The 18,685-nt window shown below is 61.2% G+C and carries 14 protein-coding genes and 1 tRNA gene; 12 read left to right on the top strand and 3 right to left on the bottom strand.

Translation table 11 applies throughout. The annotated features are described in order from the left end of the window. Nucleotides 1-45 precede the first annotated feature (45 nt). A complete protein-coding gene (gene cgtA, locus F455_RS0100690; RefSeq protein WP_018971329.1) occupies nt 46-1,095 on the top strand; it encodes an Obg family GTPase CgtA in 1,050 nt (349 codons plus the stop codon). A gap of 104 nt (nt 1,096-1,199) precedes the next feature. On the opposite strand, the gene rpsT is transcribed toward cgtA, so the two are convergent. Continuing rightward, nucleotides 1,200-1,463, bottom strand: coding sequence for a 30S ribosomal protein S20 (gene rpsT / locus F455_RS0100685; RefSeq protein ID WP_018971328.1), 264 nt, complete (start codon nt 1,461-1,463; stop codon nt 1,200-1,202). 104 nt (nt 1,464-1,567) lie between these two features. Here rpsT and murJ point away from each other — a divergent pair, with 104 nt between their 5' ends. From murJ to ispH, 5 genes are all read left to right on the top strand, one after another. After that, on the top strand, nt 1,568-3,175 hold the full coding sequence (murJ, locus tag F455_RS0100680; protein ID WP_018971327.1) for a murein biosynthesis integral membrane protein MurJ: 1,608 nt from the start codon (nt 1,568-1,570) through the stop codon (nt 3,173-3,175). A gap of 101 nt (nt 3,176-3,276) precedes the next feature. After that, a complete protein-coding gene (locus F455_RS0100675; RefSeq protein WP_026292929.1) occupies nt 3,277-4,218 on the top strand; it encodes a bifunctional riboflavin kinase/FAD synthetase in 942 nt (313 codons plus the stop codon). A gap of 159 nt (nt 4,219-4,377) precedes the next feature. Further along, nucleotides 4,378-7,176 carry an isoleucine--tRNA ligase gene (ileS, locus tag F455_RS0100670; RefSeq protein WP_425413738.1) on the top strand — a complete coding sequence of 933 codons (2,799 nt, stop codon included), beginning with the start codon at nt 4,378-4,380 and terminating at the stop codon, nt 7,174-7,176. Continuing rightward, nucleotides 7,176-7,679, top strand: a complete 504-nt coding sequence (gene lspA, locus F455_RS0100665) for a signal peptidase II (protein ID WP_018971324.1) — start codon at nt 7,176-7,178, stop codon at nt 7,677-7,679. The genes ileS and lspA overlap by 1 nt, the downstream gene beginning before the upstream one ends. 28 nt (nt 7,680-7,707) lie before the next feature. Then, the gene (ispH, locus tag F455_RS0100660) at nt 7,708-8,664 is read left to right on the top strand and encodes a 4-hydroxy-3-methylbut-2-enyl diphosphate reductase (RefSeq protein WP_018971323.1); all 957 of its coding nucleotides are present in this window, start codon (nt 7,708-7,710) and stop codon (nt 8,662-8,664) included. A gap of 27 nt (nt 8,665-8,691) precedes the next feature. Here ispH and F455_RS22325 read toward each other — a convergent pair whose 3' ends face one another. Next, nucleotides 8,692-9,147, bottom strand: coding sequence for a type IV pilin protein (locus tag F455_RS22325; RefSeq protein WP_083918740.1), 456 nt, complete (start codon nt 9,145-9,147; stop codon nt 8,692-8,694). A gap of 157 nt (nt 9,148-9,304) precedes the next feature. Here F455_RS22325 and F455_RS21685 point away from each other — a divergent pair, with 157 nt between their 5' ends. The 4 genes from F455_RS21685 to F455_RS0100645 all read left to right on the top strand — a co-directional run bounded on the left by F455_RS21685 (nt 9,305) and on the right by F455_RS0100645 (nt 15,344). After that, on the top strand, nt 9,305-9,919 hold the full coding sequence (locus F455_RS21685) for a prepilin-type N-terminal cleavage/methylation domain-containing protein (RefSeq protein WP_083918739.1): 615 nt from the start codon (nt 9,305-9,307) through the stop codon (nt 9,917-9,919). Then, nucleotides 9,913-10,677 (top strand): prepilin-type N-terminal cleavage/methylation domain-containing protein, encoded by a 765-nt coding sequence (locus tag F455_RS22320; RefSeq protein WP_083918738.1) that lies wholly within the window; start codon nt 9,913-9,915, stop codon nt 10,675-10,677. The genes F455_RS21685 and F455_RS22320 overlap by 7 nt, the downstream gene beginning before the upstream one ends. A gap of 34 nt (nt 10,678-10,711) precedes the next feature. Further along, nucleotides 10,712-12,622, top strand: coding sequence for a hypothetical protein (locus F455_RS0100650; RefSeq protein WP_157578358.1), 1,911 nt, complete (start codon nt 10,712-10,714; stop codon nt 12,620-12,622). A gap of 67 nt (nt 12,623-12,689) precedes the next feature. After that, a complete protein-coding gene (locus F455_RS0100645; protein ID WP_018971320.1) occupies nt 12,690-15,344 on the top strand; it encodes a PilV family protein in 2,655 nt (884 codons plus the stop codon). A 13-nt stretch (nt 15,345-15,357) separates the two neighbouring features. Here the strand turns inward: F455_RS0100645 and F455_RS21680 are convergent, their stop codons facing one another. Continuing rightward, nucleotides 15,358-15,912 carry a GspH/FimT family pseudopilin gene (locus tag F455_RS21680; protein WP_018971319.1) on the bottom strand — a complete coding sequence of 185 codons (555 nt, stop codon included), beginning with the start codon at nt 15,910-15,912 and terminating at the stop codon, nt 15,358-15,360. A 219-nt stretch (nt 15,913-16,131) separates the two neighbouring features. Between F455_RS21680 and F455_RS0100635 the strand changes: the two genes are divergently transcribed. After that, nucleotides 16,132-16,207: transfer RNA gene (locus tag F455_RS0100635), tRNA-Thr, on the top strand. Between the two features lie 294 nt (nt 16,208-16,501). Further along, nucleotides 16,502-18,682, top strand: a complete 2,181-nt coding sequence (katG, locus tag F455_RS0100630; protein WP_018971318.1) for a catalase/peroxidase HPI — start codon at nt 16,502-16,504, stop codon at nt 18,680-18,682. The last annotated feature ends 3 nt before the right edge of the window (nt 18,683-18,685 follow it).

Raw genomic sequence — 18,685 nt, 5'->3', positions numbered from 1 at the left:
GGCGTTCTATACTTGCTTTTCCCTCGCACAGTCCCTCGCCATCCAATGAAATTCGTCGACGAAGCCGAAATCACCGTCCACGCCGGCAGCGGCGGCAGCGGCTGCGTGAGTTTCCGGCGCGAAAAATTCATTCCGTTCGGCGGCCCTGACGGCGGCAACGGCGGCGAGGGCGGCAGCGTGTTTGTCGTCGCCGACGAAGGTCTCAACACCCTGGTCGATTTCCGCCATGACCGCGTGTTCCGTGCGCAGCGCGGCGAGAACGGCATGGGCCGGCAGATGGCCGGCAAGGCCGGCGAGGACAAGGTCATCCGCGTGCCGGTCGGCACTTCCGTGATCAACGTCGATACCGACGAAACGATCGGCGACCTGACCCATCACGGCCAGGTCATCAAGGTTGCCCAAGGTGGCCGCGGCGGCGCTGGCAACGTCAATTTCAAGAGCTCGACCAACCGTGCGCCGCGCAAGGCCACGCCGGGCACCGAAGGCGAGACGCGCGAACTGCGCCTCGAGCTGAAGGTGCTCGCCGACGTCGGTCTGCTCGGCTTTCCGAACGCAGGCAAGTCGACTTTCATTCGCGCCGTTTCGGCCGCAACGCCGCGCGTCGCCGATTACCCGTTCACGACCTTGCAACCGCATCTCGGCGTCGTGCGCATCGGCACCGACCAGAGCTTCGTCATCGCCGATATCCCGGGCCTGATCGAGGGTGCGGCGGACGGCGCCGGGCTTGGCATCCAGTTCCTCAAGCATGTCTCGCGCACGCGGTTGTTGCTGCACTTGGTCGATGTCGCGCCGCTCGATGACGAGACCGACCCGGTCGAGCAGGTGCGCGCGATCGAGGCGGAGCTGGAGAAATTCGACGCGGAGTTGCTCGAGCGTCCGCGCTGGCTCGTATTCAACAAGGCCGACCTCGTGCCCGAGGACGAGCGCCAGAAGCTCGCCAAGGCACTGGTGAAAAGGCTCAAGTGGAAGCAGCCGTGGTTCCTCGTCTCGGCGATCGCACGCGAGGGCACGTGGGAAGTGGCGCTGAAGATCCAGGACTTCTTCGACCGGCTGCGCGCCGAGGCAGCGGAGGAGTCGCGGAGCGAGGACGCGTGAAGTCCGTGCGTTTCCGCGTCGATTTCCCTGTGGACACACGGAGAATCGGAAAAACAAAAAGGCCGGCATGCGCCGGCCTTTTTGGCAATCTGTTTAGGCTTGGCTTACGCCAGCGCCTTGATATGCGCACTCAAGCGGCTCTTGTGACGGGCAGCCTTGTTCTTGTGGATCAGGCCGCGGCTCGACTCGCGATCGAGGATCGGTTCGGCGGTCTTGTAGGCGGCCTCGGCGGCCGTCTTGTCTTTCGCTGCGATCGCGTTGACGACCTTCTTCACGGCGGTGCGCAGCGCGGAACGCGCGCTGGAATTGCGGGCGTTGCGCTTGACAGCCTGGCGCGCACGCTTCTTCGCGGATTTGATATTGGCCAAAGGATGACTCCAGAAAAAAGGATGAAAATCGGGGGCGTAAAAAGGGCCAAAATTGTAAGTGTTGCGAGGCGTTGCGTCAACCAGGACAGGAATCGGGCCGCGGCATGAAAACCCCCAGCCTGCTGCGCTCGATGTTCTCGTTCAGCGCGATGACCTTCATTTCGCGCATTTTGGGCCTCGTGCGCGATCAGTCGATCAACGCCGCGTTCGGCGTGAGCTGGATGACGGACGCGTTCTGGGTAGCCTTCCGCATCCCGAATTTCTTGCGCCGCCTGTTCGCCGAAGGTTCGTTCAGCACGGCCTTCGTGCCGGTATTCACCGAGGTCAAGGAAAGGCGCTCGCACGCCGAGTTGAAGGCGCTCGTTGCAAAGACCAGCGGCACGCTTGGCGGCGTGCTGCTACTGGTCACCGCATTGGGTATCCTCGGTTCGGACCAGGTGGCGGGGCTGTTCTCGTTCGGCGCGCTCGACACGCCGGAGAAGGCGCGCCTGACCTCCGATCTGCTGCGCATTACCTTCCCATTCCTGCTGTTCGTTTCGCTGACTGCGCTCGCCGGCGGCGTGCTCAACAGTTTCCATCGCTTTGCTTTGCCGGCGCTGACGCCGGTGATCTTGAACCTGTGCATGATCGCCGGCGCGTTGTGGTGGCGGCGCTATTTCGACGTGCCAATCAAGGCGCTGGCCTGGTCGATCTTCCTCGCTGGCATCCTGCAGCTGCTGTTCCAGTTTCCCGCGCTGCGCCGGCTCGATCTGCTGGCGTGGCCGAGCTGGGGCTGGGGGCATCCCGAGGTGCGCCGGATCATGCGCCTGATGATCCCGACCCTGTTCGGCTCGTCGGTCGCGCAGGTGAACCTCCTGCTCGACACGGTGATCGCCTCGCTGCTGATCACAGGTTCGCAGACCTGGCTGCAGCAGGGCGACCGTTTGTTGGAGTTGCCGCTCGGCATCTTCGGCGTCGCGCTCGGCACGGTGATCCTGCCGAGCCTGTCGCGCCATCACGTCAACACCGACCATGCTGGTTTCTCGCGCGCGCTCGACTGGGGCCTGCGCACGACCTTGCTGATCGCGATTCCGGCGATGCTCGGCCTGGTCCTGCTCGGCAAGCCGATCGTCGCGACGCTGTTCCAGCACGGCGCATTCACCGCGGGCGACGCCGACATGGTCGCGCTGAGTCTGTCTGCGCTGAGTTTCGGCCTGCCTGCGTTCGCGCTGGTCAAGGTGCTGGTACCGGCGTTCTACGCGCGCCAGGACACGAAGACGCCCGTGCGCGCCGGCATCGCCGCAATGGTCGCGAACATGGTGCTCAACGTGTTGCTGGTAGGTGCGCTGTATCTGCTCTGGCGCGGGGTCGAGACGCCCGGCGAGGGCCTGCTCACGCGTATTGCCAACGTACGCGGGCTGCACATGGCGGTCGCGGTCGCGAGCAGCCTGGCGAGCTATCTGAACCTGCTGCTGCTGTGGCGCGCGCTCCAGCGCGAGGCGATCTACCAGCGTGAGCCTGGCTGGGGCAGGCATCTATTGCGCCTTGCCGTTGCCTGCGGACTGATGGTGGGCGTTATCGTCGCAGGATTGCTGATCTGGCCCGAGTGGAGTTCGGTGAGCGTGGTCCAGCGCGCCTGGCATCTCGGCGCCATCATCATTGCGGCGGGTGGCATCTACGTGACTGTTCTCTATGCTGGCGGCCTGCGTCTGCGCGATTTGCGCGCGCATTGACCGGCAGGAGCCGCGATTCGCGTGCTCATCCCTGATCGCCAAAGTCAAAAAGCGGCCATCCTTGGCCGCACTTCTCAAAAGAGCGCCGCTATAATCGCGCGATGCGTATGTTGTTCCGGGACATCGCCGGCGATCCGGTCGCCGCGCGAGGCAGTGTCGTCTGCATCGGTGCGTTCGATGGCGTCCATTTGGGTCATCGCGCCGTGCTCGCGCGCGTGCGCGGACGGGCGCGCGAGTTGAACCTTGATGCGATCGTCGTCAGTTTCGAGCCATTGCCGCGCGAGTTCTTCGCGCATGGACGAGCGGTGGCACGGCTGAGCAATGTGCGCGAGAAGATCGAGCAGTTCCGCGAGGCGCAGGTCGATCGGGCGCTGTTGCTGCGCTTCAACGCCGCGCTTGCGGCGATGAGTGCGCAGGATTTCGTCGAGCGGGTGCTGGTCAGGCGGCTCAACGCACGCGAAGTCTGGGTCGGCGAAGGTTTTCGTTTCGGCCATGCGCGCGGTGGCGACGTCGATCTGCTCCAGCGTCTCGGCCGCGAACACGGTTTCACTGCGCAGGCACTCGAGCCGGTCGTGGTCGAAGGCGAACGTATTTCGAGTTCGGCGATCCGCGAGGCGCTCGCCGGCGGCAGTTTCGCACTCGCGGCGCGCTGGCTCGGTCGGCCGTTCGCGATCGGCGGTCATGTCGTACGCGGCCAGCAGCTGGGGCGCAAGCTCGGCTATCCGACCGCGAATGTGCGCCTCGGTTCGCGCACGTCGCCAGTCGACGGCATCTTTGCCGTGCGCGTGCACGGCATCGATGATTCGGTGCGCCCCGGCGTGGCGAGCCTTGGCGTGCGACCCACGGTCAACGGCAAGGAGCCGCTGCTCGAGGCGCATGTGTTCGATTTCGACGGCGACCTGTATGGTCGTCGTATACAAGTGGAATTTGTGGAAAAATTGCGCGACGAGGAAAAGTTCAGCGACCTCGACGCGATGGTGAGGCAGATCGACCGCGACGCCGAACAGGCGCGCGACATCCTGCTTCGCCCCGGAGCAGGATAGATAGATAGCTTGTTTCGCCTCGAAACAAGATGACAATAGTCTGTTCCGTCCCGGAACACGAAACAAATAAAGAAGTTGCCGCACGACGGCGGCGACTGGAGCGAAGAAGTGAGCATCGACTACAAATCCACGATCAACCTGCCGCAGACCGATTTCGCGATGAAGGCCGACCTCGCCCGGCGCGAGCCGGCGATGCTTGCCGAATGGGAGAAGGTCGACCGCTACAACGAGATCCAGATCCGCACGGCCGGTCGCGAGCACGCTTTCATTCTGCATGACGGCCCGCCGTATGCGAACGGCGCGATCCACCTCGGCCACGCGGTCAACAAGATCCTCAAGGACATCGTGGTCAAGTCCAAGCTCGTCGCGGGCCTGCGTTCGCCCTACGTTCCGGGCTGGGATTGCCATGGCCTGCCGATCGAAGTCGCGGTCGAGAAGAAGGTCGGCAAGGTCGGCGTCAAGGTCGATGCGGCCGAATTCCGCAAGCTCTGTCGCGAATACGCGACCAAGCAGATCGATCTGCAGCGCACCGACTTCAAGCGCCTCGGCGTGCTCGGCGACTGGAGCCGTCCGTACGAGACCCTGGCCTTCAAGTTCGAAGCCGACGAAATTCGCGCGCTGGCGAAGGTGATCGCGAACGGCCATCTCGTGCGCGGCGAAAAGCCGGTGTACTGGTGCTTCGATTGCGGCTCGGCGCTCGCCGAAGCCGAAATCGAATATCAGGACAAGCAATCGTGGGCGATCGACGTGCCGTATGACGCGCTTGATCCGAAGGCGCTCGCGGCCAAATTCGGCGTGACCGTTAGCGATGGCGATATCGTCGCGGTGCCGATCTGGACGACGACGCCGTGGACGCTGCCGGCCAGCGTGGCGGTCACGCTCGGTCCCGATATCGATTACGTGCTGATCGAAGGGCCGGCGCGCAGCGGCAAGCGCGTGCTGCTCGTTGTTGCGGAACTGCTGCTGGAAAAAATCGCCAAGCGCTACGGCCTCGAGAATCCCGTCGCCCTCGGCCACATCAAGGGCGCAGGGCTCGACCTGACCAAGCTGCAGCATCCGTTCTACAAGCGCGAAATCCCGGTCATCAACGGCGACCACGTCACCACCGAAGACGGCACCGGCGCCGTGCACACCGCGCCGAGCCACGGCATGGAAGACTTCGTCGTCGCGCGCGAGTACGGCATCGCCGGCGTCAATCCGCTTGGTCCGAACGGTGTCTACACGCCGGACACGGAATTGTTCGCCGGACAATTCATCTGGAAGGCGAATGACGCCATCGTCGACCTGCTGCGCGAGCGCGGTGTGCTGCTTGCCGCCGAGAAGATCACGCACAGCTACCCGCATTGCTGGCGTCACCGCACGCCGGTCGTGTTCCGCGCGACGCCGCAGTGGTTCATCGGTATGGAGACGGCAGGTCTTCGCGCCGGCGCGCTCAAGGCAATTCGCGATGACGTCGACTGGTATCCGGCCTGGGGCGAGGAACGCATCTACGGCATGATCGCGGGGCGTCCGGACTGGTGCATCTCGCGTCAGCGCACCTGGGGCGTGCCGATCGCGCTGTTCATCCACAAGTCCACGGGCGAGCCGCATCCGCGCAGCGTCGAGCTGATGGAGCAGGTCGCGCAGCGCGTCGAGCAGGCCGGTGCCGATGCGTGGTACGCGCTCGATGCGCGCGAACTGCTCGGCGATGAGGCCGATCACTACGACAAGGTCACCGATATCCTCGACGTCTGGTTCGACTCGGGCACGACGCACTACTGCGTGCTCGACCAGCGCGCCGAACTCGCGCGCAAACCCGGCGACAAGGTCATGTACCTCGAAGGTTCCGATCAGCACCGCGGTTGGTTCCATTCCTCGCTGCTGACCTCGGTCGCGATGCATGGCAAGGCGCCGTACGACGAAGTGCTCACGCACGGATTTACCGTCGATGCGCAGGGCCGCAAGATGTCGAAGTCGCTCGGCAACGGCATCGAACCGCAGGACGTGATGAAGAACTACGGCGCCGACATCCTGCGCCTGTGGATCGCCTCGGCCGACTACCGCAACGAGATGGCGCTGTCGGACGAAATCCTCAAACGCGTCGCCGATGCGTATCGCCGTATTCGCAACACCGCGCGCTTCCTGCTCGGCAACCTGCATGGTTTCGATCCGGCGCAGGACTTGGTCAAAGTCGAAGACAGCCTCTTGCTCGACCAGTGGGCCGTGCAGCAAGCCTACGACACGCAGCAGGCCGTGATCGCCGCCTACGCGCGTTACGACTTCCCCGAGGTCGTGCAGCGCGTGCTGAATTTCTGCACCAACGAGATGGGCTCGCTTTATCTCGACATCACCAAGGACCGCCTGTACACGATGCAGGCCAACAGCCATGGCCGGCGCAGCGCGCAGAGCGCGATGTACCGCATCGTCGAGGCGATGGTGCGCTGGCTGGCGCCGATCCTGTCGTTCACGGCCGAGGAAATCTGGCCGTTGATCCCAGGCAAGCGCGATGCCTCGGTGCTGTTCGAGACGTTCTACGATGGCCTCGTGGCAACGCAGGGCAAGCCCGAGCAGCGCACATTCTGGAATGACCTGCTCACGATTCGCGCGGCCGCGGCAAAGCTGCTCGAAGGCATGCGCAATGCAGGCGAGATCGGCGCGGCACTCGAAGCCGATATCGCGCTGCATGCGGATGCAACGCTGCATGCGCGCCTCGCGCCGGTCGCGGACGAGCTGCGTTTCTTCTTCATCACCTCCGGTCTGCATCTCGCCGACGACAAGAATCTGCCGGCGAACGCGGTGAAGGTGGAAGTGGGCGATGGCGCCTCATGGATTTCGGCTAGTGTCGCCGATGGACAAAAGTGCATCCGCTGCTGGCACCGCCGTCCTGACGTCGGCATCTACCCCGAACACCCGGAAATCTGCGGCCGCTGCGTCTCCAACCTGCCGGACGGTCCGGGCGAGCAACGGCGGTATTTCTGATGGACAAACCCGAGTCGTGGAAGACCAGCGCATTGGCCTGGCTGGTGCTTTCCTTGGTGGTGATTGTGCTCGACCAGGCGGCCAAGGCCGTCGTACTGGCAATGTTGCCGCCTTATCAGCCGCACCAAGTCATTCCGGGCCTGCTCAACTGGACGTTGGCATTCAATACCGGGGCGGCTTTCAGTTTTCTCGACATCGGGCCGGGATGGCAGCGTTGGTTGTTCAGCGGTCTGGCGATCGTCGTCAGCGCAGCGCTCGTGCGCTGGCTTGCGACGATTCCGCGGAGCGATTGGCACAACGCATTGCCGCTGTCGCTCGTCATAGGCGGGGCACTCGGCAATCTGATCGACCGCCTGCGCTTCGGCCAGGTCACCGACTTCATCGACGTGTACTGGGGCGAGGCGCATTTCCCCGCGTTCAACGTCGCCGACTCGGCGATAACGGTCGGCGCGGTCTTGCTGATCTGGTTCGGCCTGTTCGCGAAGGGGCAAAAAACATCTTGACGCGGCTATCCGCGTTAAAATCCCTGGCATGCAAATCCTTCTCGCCAACCCCCGCGGATTCTGCGCCGGCGTCGACCGCGCGATCGAGATCGTCGAGCGTGCGCTCGAATCGTTCGGTGCGCCGATCTACGTGCGCCATGAAGTCGTGCACAACAAATTCGTCGTCGACGGCCTGCGCGCGCGCGGCGCGATCTTCGTCGACGAAATTTCCGAAGTGCCCGACGGCGCCACGGTGATCTTCAGCGCGCACGGCGTTTCGCAAAAGGTACGTGCGGAAGCGGCGGTGCGCGACCTGCGCGTGTTCGATGCGACCTGTCCGCTCGTGACCAAGGTGCACATCGAGGTGGCGCGCTACGCGAAGTCGGGTTTCGACGTCGTGCTGATCGGCCACGCCGGCCACCCCGAGGTCGAAGGCACGCTCGGCCAGTGGGACAAGGCTGGCGCGAGCGGCGAAATCCATCTCGTCGAGACGCCCGAAGACGTGGCGAAGCTCAAGCCGAAGAATCCCGAACAGATCGCCTATGTGACGCAGACCACATTGTCGGTCGACGACACCAAGGCCGTGATCGAAGCCCTGCGTGCGCATTTTCCGGCCGTCATAGGCCCGAAGCACGACGACATCTGCTATGCCACCCAGAACCGCCAGGACGCCGTGCGCAAGCTCGGCCAGCAATGTGACCTAGTCCTCGTCGTCGGCTCGCCGAACAGCTCCAACTCCAACCGCCTGCGCGAACTCGCGCAGAAGCAGGGCGTCCCGGCTCACCTGATCGACGGCGCCGACGACATCGACCGCGCGTGGCTGGTCGGCAAATCACACGTTGGCGTCACCGCAGGTGCGTCGGCGCCGGAAAGCCTGGTTCAGGGCGTTGTCGCGCGGTTGCGCGAGTGGGGCGGCGAGGGCGCGCAGGTCGGCGAGCTGGCCGGTGATCCGGAGAATGTGACGTTTGCGTTGCCGAAAGAACTACGTGTTGTAATGGTTGGCTGAGGCTTTTGCATCTGGCTCCGGCACGACCTATTTTGCCCAGCAATCAGTAGGAGTCTTGGTGATTACGCCGGCGGAGTAGGCGTATGTAAGCGTGCTGCAGGGCGTACCATAAGCCGTGTCGTTTACTTGGCTCTTGCCGGCGATGGCGGTGGCGTTGACTGTATATGCGGTACCGCTGCTTCCGGTTATGGTTAAGGTGTAATACGCCGATGTATAAGGGTTGCCGCCAAGCGTTACTGTCGAGGCGCAGCCAGTGGGGGCGGTGGTCCAATCCGCGGCTACCGAAGCATTGACATAGGTCGTGCAGTCAGCGCGTACCCGCTCCTCTCCAAGCGCCGCCGATTGCATTGCGCCCTGGGCTTCACTGCGGCGCGATTTGCGAATCTGTGATAAGAAGCTTGGCAACGCGATTGCCGCTAGAATCGCCACGATCGCAACGACGATTACCAGTTCGATCAGGGTGAATCCACGATTCTTGCTCACGCGCCATCCCCAAATTGCGTTTCGGGGTCAGATACTAATAGCCTAGTCTTGGGTGAGTCCAGCCGATTAGCCGGAAATCCGCGCCGCTAGTCGGATTCGCTCCGAAAGCCTCAAATCAGATGGCTAGAATCGCGGTCAATCGGAGTAAGGGGTGTCTATGCGTCATAGACAGCAAACTGGATTCACTCTCGTCGAGCTGATGGTCACATTGGCGGTGCTGGTGATCCTTTCCACGCTCGCGATACCGAGCTTTTCCAGTCTGATCAAGAAATCGCGCCTACGTGGGGCGACGGACGATATCGTCAATCTGCTGAACACATCGCGCATAAATTCGGTGAAGCTCCAGCGGCAGATCAACGTTTCCGTCAACAAGACGTCCTGGTGCGCAGGCGCGATTGCGGAAGCGGGTCCCGTTTCAGGTTCAGGGGATGCATTGACTTTGGCGAACAGTCCATGCGACTGCACCGCGACCACCGTTGCCTGTCTCGTGGACGGTGGCAGCGCACTGGTGTCCTCGAGCGGATATTCCGGAGTGACGATCACAACTGCAAATGGCGGTATCGCCTATACTTCAAACACCAACGGCGGAGTGACATTCAATCCCAAGCTGGGGGCCGTTACGGATTCCAGCGGTAGCATCCTAAATACTACGCCGACCATCGTGGTCGCGATTGGTAATTTTTCGACACAAATTACTGTTTCGCCGCTCGGCCAGACCAATGTTTGCGTGCCGAGCAGCAGCTCGTTTGTATCGGGGTATCCATCATGTTGATACGCCGCTGCCCGCCGCACAAACTGTCCGTAAGCGGGTTTTCGCTGATCGAGTTGATGGTTGCGGTCGTGGTTGGGATGATCGTCGTGGCAGGGGCGATCGGTCTCGTTGTGGCGATCAACAAGGCCAATTCAGAGACGATTCAAGGCACTCGCATCAATCAAGAATTGCGTTCACTCGCCTCCGTGGTTACCGACGAGATCAAACGGGCCCGGCGACTGCACGACCCAATTTCAAACGTCGGTACGGCGACCTCGACGACCGGTACGTTCGATGCGATCAATCTGTACAACAGTTCAGGCACCAAGATCACTGCAAACAATTCGAATGGTACCTGCTTGGTTTACGGATATCAGGATTCGACGTTGAGTGACCCGAATCTCAGCGGTGGTGATCTCGCGGGAACCTATAACTACCGCGCGATCGGGTTGAACGGGAATTCAGTGGTGATGGCAACTTACACCTGTACTGCAGGGACCGGTTGCCCGCCTACGGCAGCTCCGGTGAGCTGTGGCTCATCCGGTCCTTCCACGACTTTGGGAACGGTCACGACTTTGAATTCGTCTCAGCTGAGACTGACAAGTCCAACATCTGGTGACTACGGTCTGACGTTTTCCTGCGCGGCGGGAACGCTCCCGTATTGCTCCGAAATTGATTTGAGATTGCAGGGAAAACTGCTTTCCGGCGACAGCTACACCAATTCGATCACTCACAGCTTTGCGCAACCAATTTTTGTTCGGTCCGGGGCAGTGCAGTAGAGCCGAAACTCATGAGGGGTTCGAGGAATTGAATATGAACAGAGACAGCCGTTGCGCACGCATGGAAAAAGATTCGCAGAGAGGTACGACCCTGATCGTCGTCCTAATCCTGCTTCTCCTTGCGTCCTTGCTGGCGTTGTTCGCGATGAACGTGGGGGTTTTTGCCCAGCGCACTTCAGCGGCGGATATGCGCGCGCGGGTCGTGCATGAGACGCTCGAAGCGGCGCTTGCGCAGGGCACGGAGTGGATCAAGAACAATCAGACAAAAACCGACTTGACCAATGCCACTAGCGCTGCCCTATGGACCCGGTGCACCGCCACGGACACGTCGTATCCGTGCGGCGCCGTTCCGCAGTGCGCCAGCGCGACGTCAAGCGCAGATTCAAAAGGCAACACATCCAACGGTCAGACCAGTTGCCCTGGCGGCCTTGGGCGGCGTGGCAACATGTACTACTACAGCGGCGGAGCGGGGTACAGCGTGACCGGCTCGAGCAGCGCGATGGATTCGCGTTCGCTGCCTATCGGTTCGCAGTTGACGAGCACTGTCAGCAATGGATTTACGGTGAATTACGGGGTCGGAGCGTTGTTGTGCATCGTTAAACAACCCGGGGTTACCACCGCAGCCGGGGTTACCGTTGCGGATCCGACGGAGTGCACGGCTGACGCAACCCAATCTGCGGGTACATTCATTTTTACCGTGACCGCGGTAGGCAGTATTGCTGGCGAGTCTGCGAGCAGCACCTTGAGTACCTCGTTCGGCCTGAGCCCCGGGGCAGCGGGGGCGGCGAATGCACCCACGATTACTGCGTCGGGCACCATCGATCTTACCGGCAACGGTACCTTTGTGACGGCGCCCAATGCCGGGGGCACGGGCGTGCCGGTCACGGTGTGGTCGCCGCAGTGTGTGACCGAACAAGGAGCGGGTACGGTAAACACGTGCTTCATGGGCAATTGGATGCGCGCGACAAGCGGCACCTTCAGTTTCGCTACGAACCACGACGGTTCGACCTCCACTGTGCCGATCTGCACGGGCAGTGGCAACAAGGCGTGTTCGTGCAGCAGCAATTCCAGCGATCCGAACGCTTCCATTTCCGCGGCCTCAGGCAACCTGGGAATGGGGGCGGACATTCTTACCAACCAGTCGGTCGGCGGCTGCAATGAAAAGTTGTCCGGCAAGATCGTCGGCGTCGATAGCGCCTGCAGCACCGATCCCAGCAAATGTCAGACGAATTACAACGTCAACGCAAAAGAATTTCCCTGCGATCTGTTCTATTTCATCTTCCACGTCCATGCCTGGGATGATCTCCAAGTACAGTCTCCGGGAACCGCAAATTCCGCATGCACCTCCCTGGATGGCACGGTCAAGAATACCGATTGTTTTTGCGAGTACCACAAATCCGAGACGGTGGTTCTTGCCGATGGAGGCAGTGGCCACGTCATTGGATACGACGAAGCCTATCTGTACAAAAACGCGCTGTTTATCCTTCCGTTGAATGCTACACAAAAAAACTGGATTGACCCCGCAAAACGCGTTACGAGTTGCTCGCAATTGGTTTCCAGCGTGGCCTCCACCGGCGGGCTGATTTGGGACCAGACCGGGACTTGCCTCAATTCGGTTTCCCAGATCGGCTATCCGGACAGGCCCGTCATTCTCGTCGAGGACGGGTCGGCGACCTTGCAGCAGGCGACAGTCTTCGGTTTGGTGTTTATACGCGATACCACTGCAGCGGGTTCCTCGACATCGTATGGCGGCGCAGCGGATTTTCGAAGCAATTCGACCGGGACGATATATGGGTCGGTCGTGATCCAGGGAACAGGCGAGAAACTCAACGGGTCCTCTTCAATCGTCTACAGCACGGCGGTAATGGGCGCTCTTAAGACGTTGCCGTCGCTGAAGACTCCAGCGGCATTACCAGCTTCCTGGACAGACCGTTATGCCTATTGACGGAGAATACGCCGTGACTACGAAGCCGATTAGAGTGACCTTGCTTGGAAGGCTCCGCGGGTTTTCGATGATCGACGTGCTCATAGCGATCATCGTGCTTGCAACCGGATTGCTTGCGCTCGGGGTATTCCAAGGCACATTAGCGCGCAATGCCGCCGATGCGCGGGCACGTTCCACGATCGCTGCCTACGCACAGGGCGTGGTCGAACAAATGCGTTCAGGCGGATACGGTACGGTCGCAGCAGGTTCAAGTACGATCAGTCCGGCAACATCGACGACGTGCCCGGATATGAGCAGCCAGGCCAAGGCAGCCTATTGTGCCCAACAGGCCGCTGGAGTAAGCAATTTGTCGACCTCGATTTCCACGAGGGTTTTCAATGGCGATGGTTATGGCAATACGTTCACGGAAGCTACAACCGCCGGCTCTTACGGGGGGCAGATCTCGTACGCGGCCGTGACCGTCACGACGACCTGGAAGGACTCGCTGGGGCAATCGCGCTCGCTCGTCTACGACACGACTTTGAGCGGCACTTCGCTCGATATCGGAAATACCTTGGCAGCGCAAACCATTCCCACGACGGCCGACATCCCTTCTCCGGTCGTGCGCCAGGCCAATCCCGGGAACAATCTGAACAGTCCAGGCGTCATTCCGATTGCCATCAGCACGAGCCAGAATGCCGCGGCGACGAACCCGGCTCCGGTCACGACCAATACGGGTACCACCTTCAGCACGATGACGTATCAGTCGACCACAAGTACCTACGGCGGTTACGTTATCAACAACCGCGTGGATACGAAGGTGGTCAAATGCAAGTGCGCCTACGGCGGCGCCACGAACGTTTCGGGCTCGAATTCCTCCTTGGCGACAGTCACGGCGGCTCCGTACCGGCCGACGTACTGGAACGGCTATCAGTATACTTCTCCCGCGTTGGTGGCAAATCAAACTTCGTCCACGACCGGCGTCGACTCCACAGCGACTAGTAATGACACCGATTGCGATACCTGCTGTCGCGATCGCAACGACAGTTCGAGCGATACCGTCAAGTACGACAATTTTTCGAACGATTTTAAGCATTACGTCAATAACGGCGACGGTACGTTCACCGCTGTTACAAGCGGTTCCTTCGACAATGCCTGCCGCTTGATTCGCGTCAACGGTTCGTATGCGACGGCGACCGATCTCCACAACTATTTCTATGGCAACCTCACTACGGACACCTGCACCAACGAGGTCGCCGCGGGAATAACCACGTCCTGCAATACGACTTCGCCCAGCACGGTGAGCAGCCCCGCAACCAGCCCACTGCCGACCTCTACCGCGGAAACCGCATATGCGGGTGATGCAACCGATACGAGCGCGGCTTCTTTCGTGAAGGACTACCTCTACGCCAGTCTGACAAGCTTGCAGGCGGGAACGGGCCCGTACGCGGCGAGCTCGAGCCCACAAGTCAGCGGCGCGCCGGCGAGCCTGTGGGCCGGCTACAGTCTCAGCCCGTCCTCGGTATCGATCACGACCGCGTCCACGGACAACCGGTTCGTGTACACCCGCGGTCTGTTCATTGATCATCTCGAGACCGAGGCAGTGACGGCGTTGAAGAATGCCTTCACCAGCTGCACGAGCACGACTGACCAGAAAAAAGTCGAGGACTGCGTTCTTCCGGTAATTCCCTTCACCACGGTGAACATGACCGAATTGTCGACGTGGACCTCGACACCGGCGTCGATCATCAACTTTCCCAACCTGGCGACGGCGACCGCTGCGTTCAATCCAGCGAATCCGAGCCGTGGCACCGTACGCGCTGTGAGCACGACCAATGGTGCGAGTGCCTATGCGGTAGGCACTGTCGGAGTGGGCAATACCAGCCTGACCGGCATCCTCAACACGGCGAATCCGCAAATTTCCCCGTACGATTACAGCACGACGTTGACCGACCAGAGGCAATTCACGATCAGCAGCGCGACAAGTGGTGGCAGCAGTGGTTCGATCTACTTCAATGTGGCCTTGAGTGGTCTGCCACAGATCGCCACGAATTCATTGACGAGTCTCGATCCGAATGTCACTGGATGGTTCGGTTCGACGTCGTTGAATAGTAGCGGGAGTGGCGCTCCGCAGATCTACCAGACGAGTACGAAGAGCGGAAGCACAACGACGTATTCGATCCTGTTCGTCGGCGGGGTTACTAGCACCCAAAGTTGCAATGGCAATGGGAACAATTGCACGACGACTTATTCCACTACGCCAAACTCAGTATCTCCGGTATCGACCAATCCAGTTGGTACGACCAAAGCAGGCGTACAGTTGACTGTGGAAAAATATAACCAGCAGATAAACGGCTCGGGGGGTACTGGTACCGGCTGCGCACCAGTGGTGGCAACGCAATGCTTCGTCTATGACGTCTCGTCGGTTTCGGTGAACGGAACGGCGTTGACTGCTGGTGCGTCGCCTTCAGGGTGGAATTCCGTTGTTGCAGCTGGTGCGGGCGGTACCAGTCAGTATGGGTTGACAGCAAATCAGACAGTTACGCTGCCTGTTTCGGCAATTTCCAGTACCAATTCGAGCAGTCCCGATTTGATCACTATCGGCTTCACTAAGAACACGACCAACAGTTACACCGTCGCAGGAACCTGTAATTTAACTACGTCGACTACCTGCAATAACGCTGGCAATAATTGCCAGACAACTACTAGCTATAGCTATACGTACGGGTCGTGCAATCTCTGATTTTGTGCTGTATTCATGAGCTGGTGCATGCCTCGGCGACATTCGCAGGGTTTGAAGCCGTTGGGTGCAGATTGCCATTGTTGCCCATCGCATAAGCACTCGCCTTCGCTGCCCCACGGCCGTCGCAAAGCGTGAAGGTGACATTGCTGCCTACGCTGCCGCCGCTGGGCTGGAAGTGGATGCGCGTGCGCCCGCTTGTGCTGACCAGGTGCACTTTCGGCGGTAGCGCTTCCTGGCGCAGGAGGATCGGGTCGCCCGGCTGGCGCTCGCTGCCGCCGTGCGTGGCGGCGAAGGCGATCCAGCCGTTCTCCCAATGATCGCCGGATGCGCAGGCCGCACCATCGAGACTCGGGCAGAGCACGATCTCCACGCCCGCGTTCGCCGCGCTGCTGCGTGCACGGGTGAGCGAGGCAACGAAGCTGGCAAGTCCGTTGCTGCCGCGCGCGGCGTGAATCGCGGCGGCGACGCTGCTGCTCGCGACACCGGCTAGCACGGCGACGATGGCGACGACGAACACCAGTTCCACGAGGGTGAAGCCGGTCTGTGGCGTAGTGCGGATGGCTTGCATGTCGATCTCCTGGCTCTCAGGGACGGCGACATGCTAGGGAGTTGCGCAGAATCGCTCCATCCACGGATTGCGCGCCGCCGTGTAGGAAAAGGCCGCAGGCGAGAGCGACATTCGTAGCTTCTGTCGGCGGCAGCAATGACCGACAGCGCAGTGGCAAGCTGCTGCTGAACCGGCGTCCTTGATCGAAGAGGTTCGTGCAGCTAAACTATGCGGCTCCGTGCCGGAGTAGCTCAGTTGGTAGAGCGGCGCATTCGTAATGCGTAGGTCGGGGGTTCGATTCCCTTCTCCGGCACCATCAGAATTTGCGACTCCTCAAGAGTCGACTAGCACGTCAAAGCCCGCTTTCCAGCGGGCTTTTTTTATGTGCAAACGCGCGGACGTGCCTGGAGCTGCCGCGATCATTTCGCCCTGCCACGGCAGCCATGCTTCGATACCGTCATGGCAATGTTTTCTTCATCTGCAGACTTCCAGGTGGCCAACGTGACGCTTTCGATACGTCATTCCTATGGAAGTTATCAGAAATGACAATTTGATCTATTGAAGGTGGCGCGCCAGACTGGACCTCGCATCAACTCTTGAGGAGAACTCCATGTCGTCCGAGTCGAAATGCCCGTTCCACCACACCGCTGGCGGCGGCGTGTCCAACCGCGATTGGTGGCCGCACCAGTTGAACCTGAGAATCCTGCAGCAACATCCGGCCGAGTCCGATCCGATGGGTGAGGACTTCGACTACGCGAAGGAATTCCAGAGCCTCGACTTGGCCGCAGTGAAGAAGGATCTCCTCGCCGTGATGACTGACTCGCAGGATTGGTGGCCGGCGGATTTCGGCCACTACGGTCCGCTCTTCATTCGCATGGCCTGGCATAGCGCCGGCACGTATCGCACCGCCGACGGCCGCGGCGGCGCCGGGTCGGGGCAGCAACGCTTCGCGCCGCTCAACAGTTGGCCGGACAACGTCAGCCTGGACAAGGCGCGCCGGCTGATCTGGCCGGTCAAGCAGAAATACGGCCGCAAGATTTCCTGGGCCGACCTGATCATTCTGACCGGCAATGTCGCGCTCGAATCGATGGGCTTCAAGACGTTCGGTTTCGGTGGCGGTCGCATCGATGCCTGGGGTCCGGACGAAGATGTGTATTGGGGTGCGGAAACGACTTGGTTGGGCGACAAGCGCTACTCAGGCGATCGCGAGCTTGAGAATCCGCTGGCCGCCGTGCAGATGGGACTGATCTACGTGAACCCGGAAGGGCCGAACGGCAATCCCGACCCGGTCGCGGCGGCGCGAGATATCCGCGAGACGTTCGCACGCATGGCGATGGACGACGAAGAGACCGTCGCCCTCATCGCCGGCGGCCACAGCTTCGGCAAAACCCATGGCGCCGGACCCGCATCGCATGTCGGGCCTGAGCCGGAAGCCGCGGGCCTCGAAGCGCAAGGATTCGGCTGGGCGAACACGTTCGGCACGGGCAAGGGACGCGATGCGATCACGAGCGGCCTCGAAGTCACCTGGACCACGACGCCCACGAAATGGGGCGGGGACTTCTTCAAGAACCTGTTCGGCTACGAATGGGAATTGAGCAAGAGCCCGGCCGGCGCGCATCAATGGGTCGCCAAGAATGGTGCTGGCGCGGGCACCATTCCCGATGCGTTTGATTCGTCCAAGCGTCGCGCACCGACCATGCTGACGACGGACCTTTCGCTGCGCTTCGATCCGGCCTACGAAAAGATTTCGCGCCGCTTCATGGAACATCCGGATCAGTTCGCCGATGCGTTCGCACGCGCGTGGTTCAAGTTGACCCACCGCGACATGGGCCCGCGCGCACGCTATCTCGGACCGGAAGTGCCGGACGAAGAATTGATCTGGCAGGATCCGACTCCGCAAGTCGATCATAAGTTGATCGATGCGCAGGACATTGCTGCCCTCAAAAGCAAGATTCTCGCCTCCGGTCTCTCCGTATCGCAGCTCGTGTCGACAGCATGGGCATCGGCATCGACGTTCCGCGGTTCCGACAAACGCGGCGGCGCCAACGGCGCGCGCATTCGCCTCGCACCGCAGAAAGATTGGGCGGTCAATCAACCCGAGCAGTTGGCCAAGGTGCTGAACACGCTCGAAGGCATGCAGAGCGAATTCAATGCCGCGCAGTCAGCTGGCAAGAAAGTCTCGCTCGCCGATCTGATCGTGCTCGCGGGTTGCGCCGGCGTCGAGCAGGCGGCGAAGAATGCCGGTCGCGAAGTGACGGTGCCGTTCATGCCGGGGCGCACGGATGCCTCGCAAGAGCAGACCGACGTGGAGTCGTTCGCCGTGCTCGAACCGATCGCGGACGGTTTCCGCAACTACCTCAAGGGCAAGTACACCGTTCCCGCGGAAGCGTTACTGGTCGACAAGGCGCAACTGCTCACGTTGTCTGCGCCCGAGATGACCGCGCTCGTCGGCGGCCTGCGCGCATTGAACGCCAACGTCGGGCAGAGCAAGCACGGCGTTTTCACGAAACAGCCGGAGGCGCTGACCAACGACTTCTTCCGCAACCTGCTCGACATGGCGATCGAATGGAAACCGGCCTCGGAGGCGAATGACGTGTACGAGGGTCGCGATCGCAAGACGGGCGAGCTCCGGTGGACCGGCACTCGTGTCGACCTCGTCTTCGGCTCGAACGCGCAGCTTCGAGCCATTGCGGAGGTCTACGCCAGCGCCGACGGGCGGCAGAAGTTCGTCGACGATTTCGTGGCCGCCTGGGGCAAGATCATGAACCTGGATCGGTTCGAGCTTGCGTGATTC

The organism is Rudaea cellulosilytica DSM 22992 (assembly GCF_000378125.1).
GTDB lineage: Bacteria > Pseudomonadota > Gammaproteobacteria > Xanthomonadales > Rhodanobacteraceae > Rudaea > Rudaea cellulosilytica.
Note: the sequence above shows the minus strand (reverse complement) of the source record. Positions and strands in the feature narration are given on the sequence as shown.

Excerpts from the sequence above, each read along its gene's own strand:
- cgtA (WP_018971329.1), top strand. The coding sequence starts at position 46 with ATGAAATTCGTCGACGAAGCCGAAATCACCGTCCACGCCGGCAGCGGC.
- murJ (WP_018971327.1), top strand. The coding sequence starts at position 1,568 with ATGAAAACCCCCAGCCTGCTGCGCTCGATGTTCTCGTTCAGCGCGATG.
- F455_RS0100675 (WP_026292929.1), top strand. The coding sequence starts at position 3,277 with ATGCGTATGTTGTTCCGGGACATCGCCGGCGATCCGGTCGCCGCGCGA.
- ileS (WP_425413738.1), top strand. The coding sequence starts at position 4,378 with ATGAAGGCCGACCTCGCCCGGCGCGAGCCGGCGATGCTTGCCGAATGG.
- lspA (WP_018971324.1), top strand. The coding sequence starts at position 7,176 with ATGGACAAACCCGAGTCGTGGAAGACCAGCGCATTGGCCTGGCTGGTG.
- ispH (WP_018971323.1), top strand. The coding sequence starts at position 7,708 with ATGCAAATCCTTCTCGCCAACCCCCGCGGATTCTGCGCCGGCGTCGAC.
- F455_RS21685 (WP_083918739.1), top strand. The coding sequence starts at position 9,305 with ATGCGTCATAGACAGCAAACTGGATTCACTCTCGTCGAGCTGATGGTC.
- F455_RS22320 (WP_083918738.1), top strand. The coding sequence starts at position 9,913 with ATGTTGATACGCCGCTGCCCGCCGCACAAACTGTCCGTAAGCGGGTTT.
- F455_RS0100650 (WP_157578358.1), top strand. The coding sequence starts at position 10,712 with ATGAACAGAGACAGCCGTTGCGCACGCATGGAAAAAGATTCGCAGAGA.
- F455_RS0100645 (WP_018971320.1), top strand. The coding sequence starts at position 12,690 with ATGATCGACGTGCTCATAGCGATCATCGTGCTTGCAACCGGATTGCTT.
- F455_RS21680 (WP_018971319.1), bottom strand. The coding sequence starts at position 15,912 with ATGCAAGCCATCCGCACTACGCCACAGACCGGCTTCACCCTCGTGGAA.
- katG (WP_018971318.1), top strand. The coding sequence starts at position 16,502 with ATGTCGTCCGAGTCGAAATGCCCGTTCCACCACACCGCTGGCGGCGGC.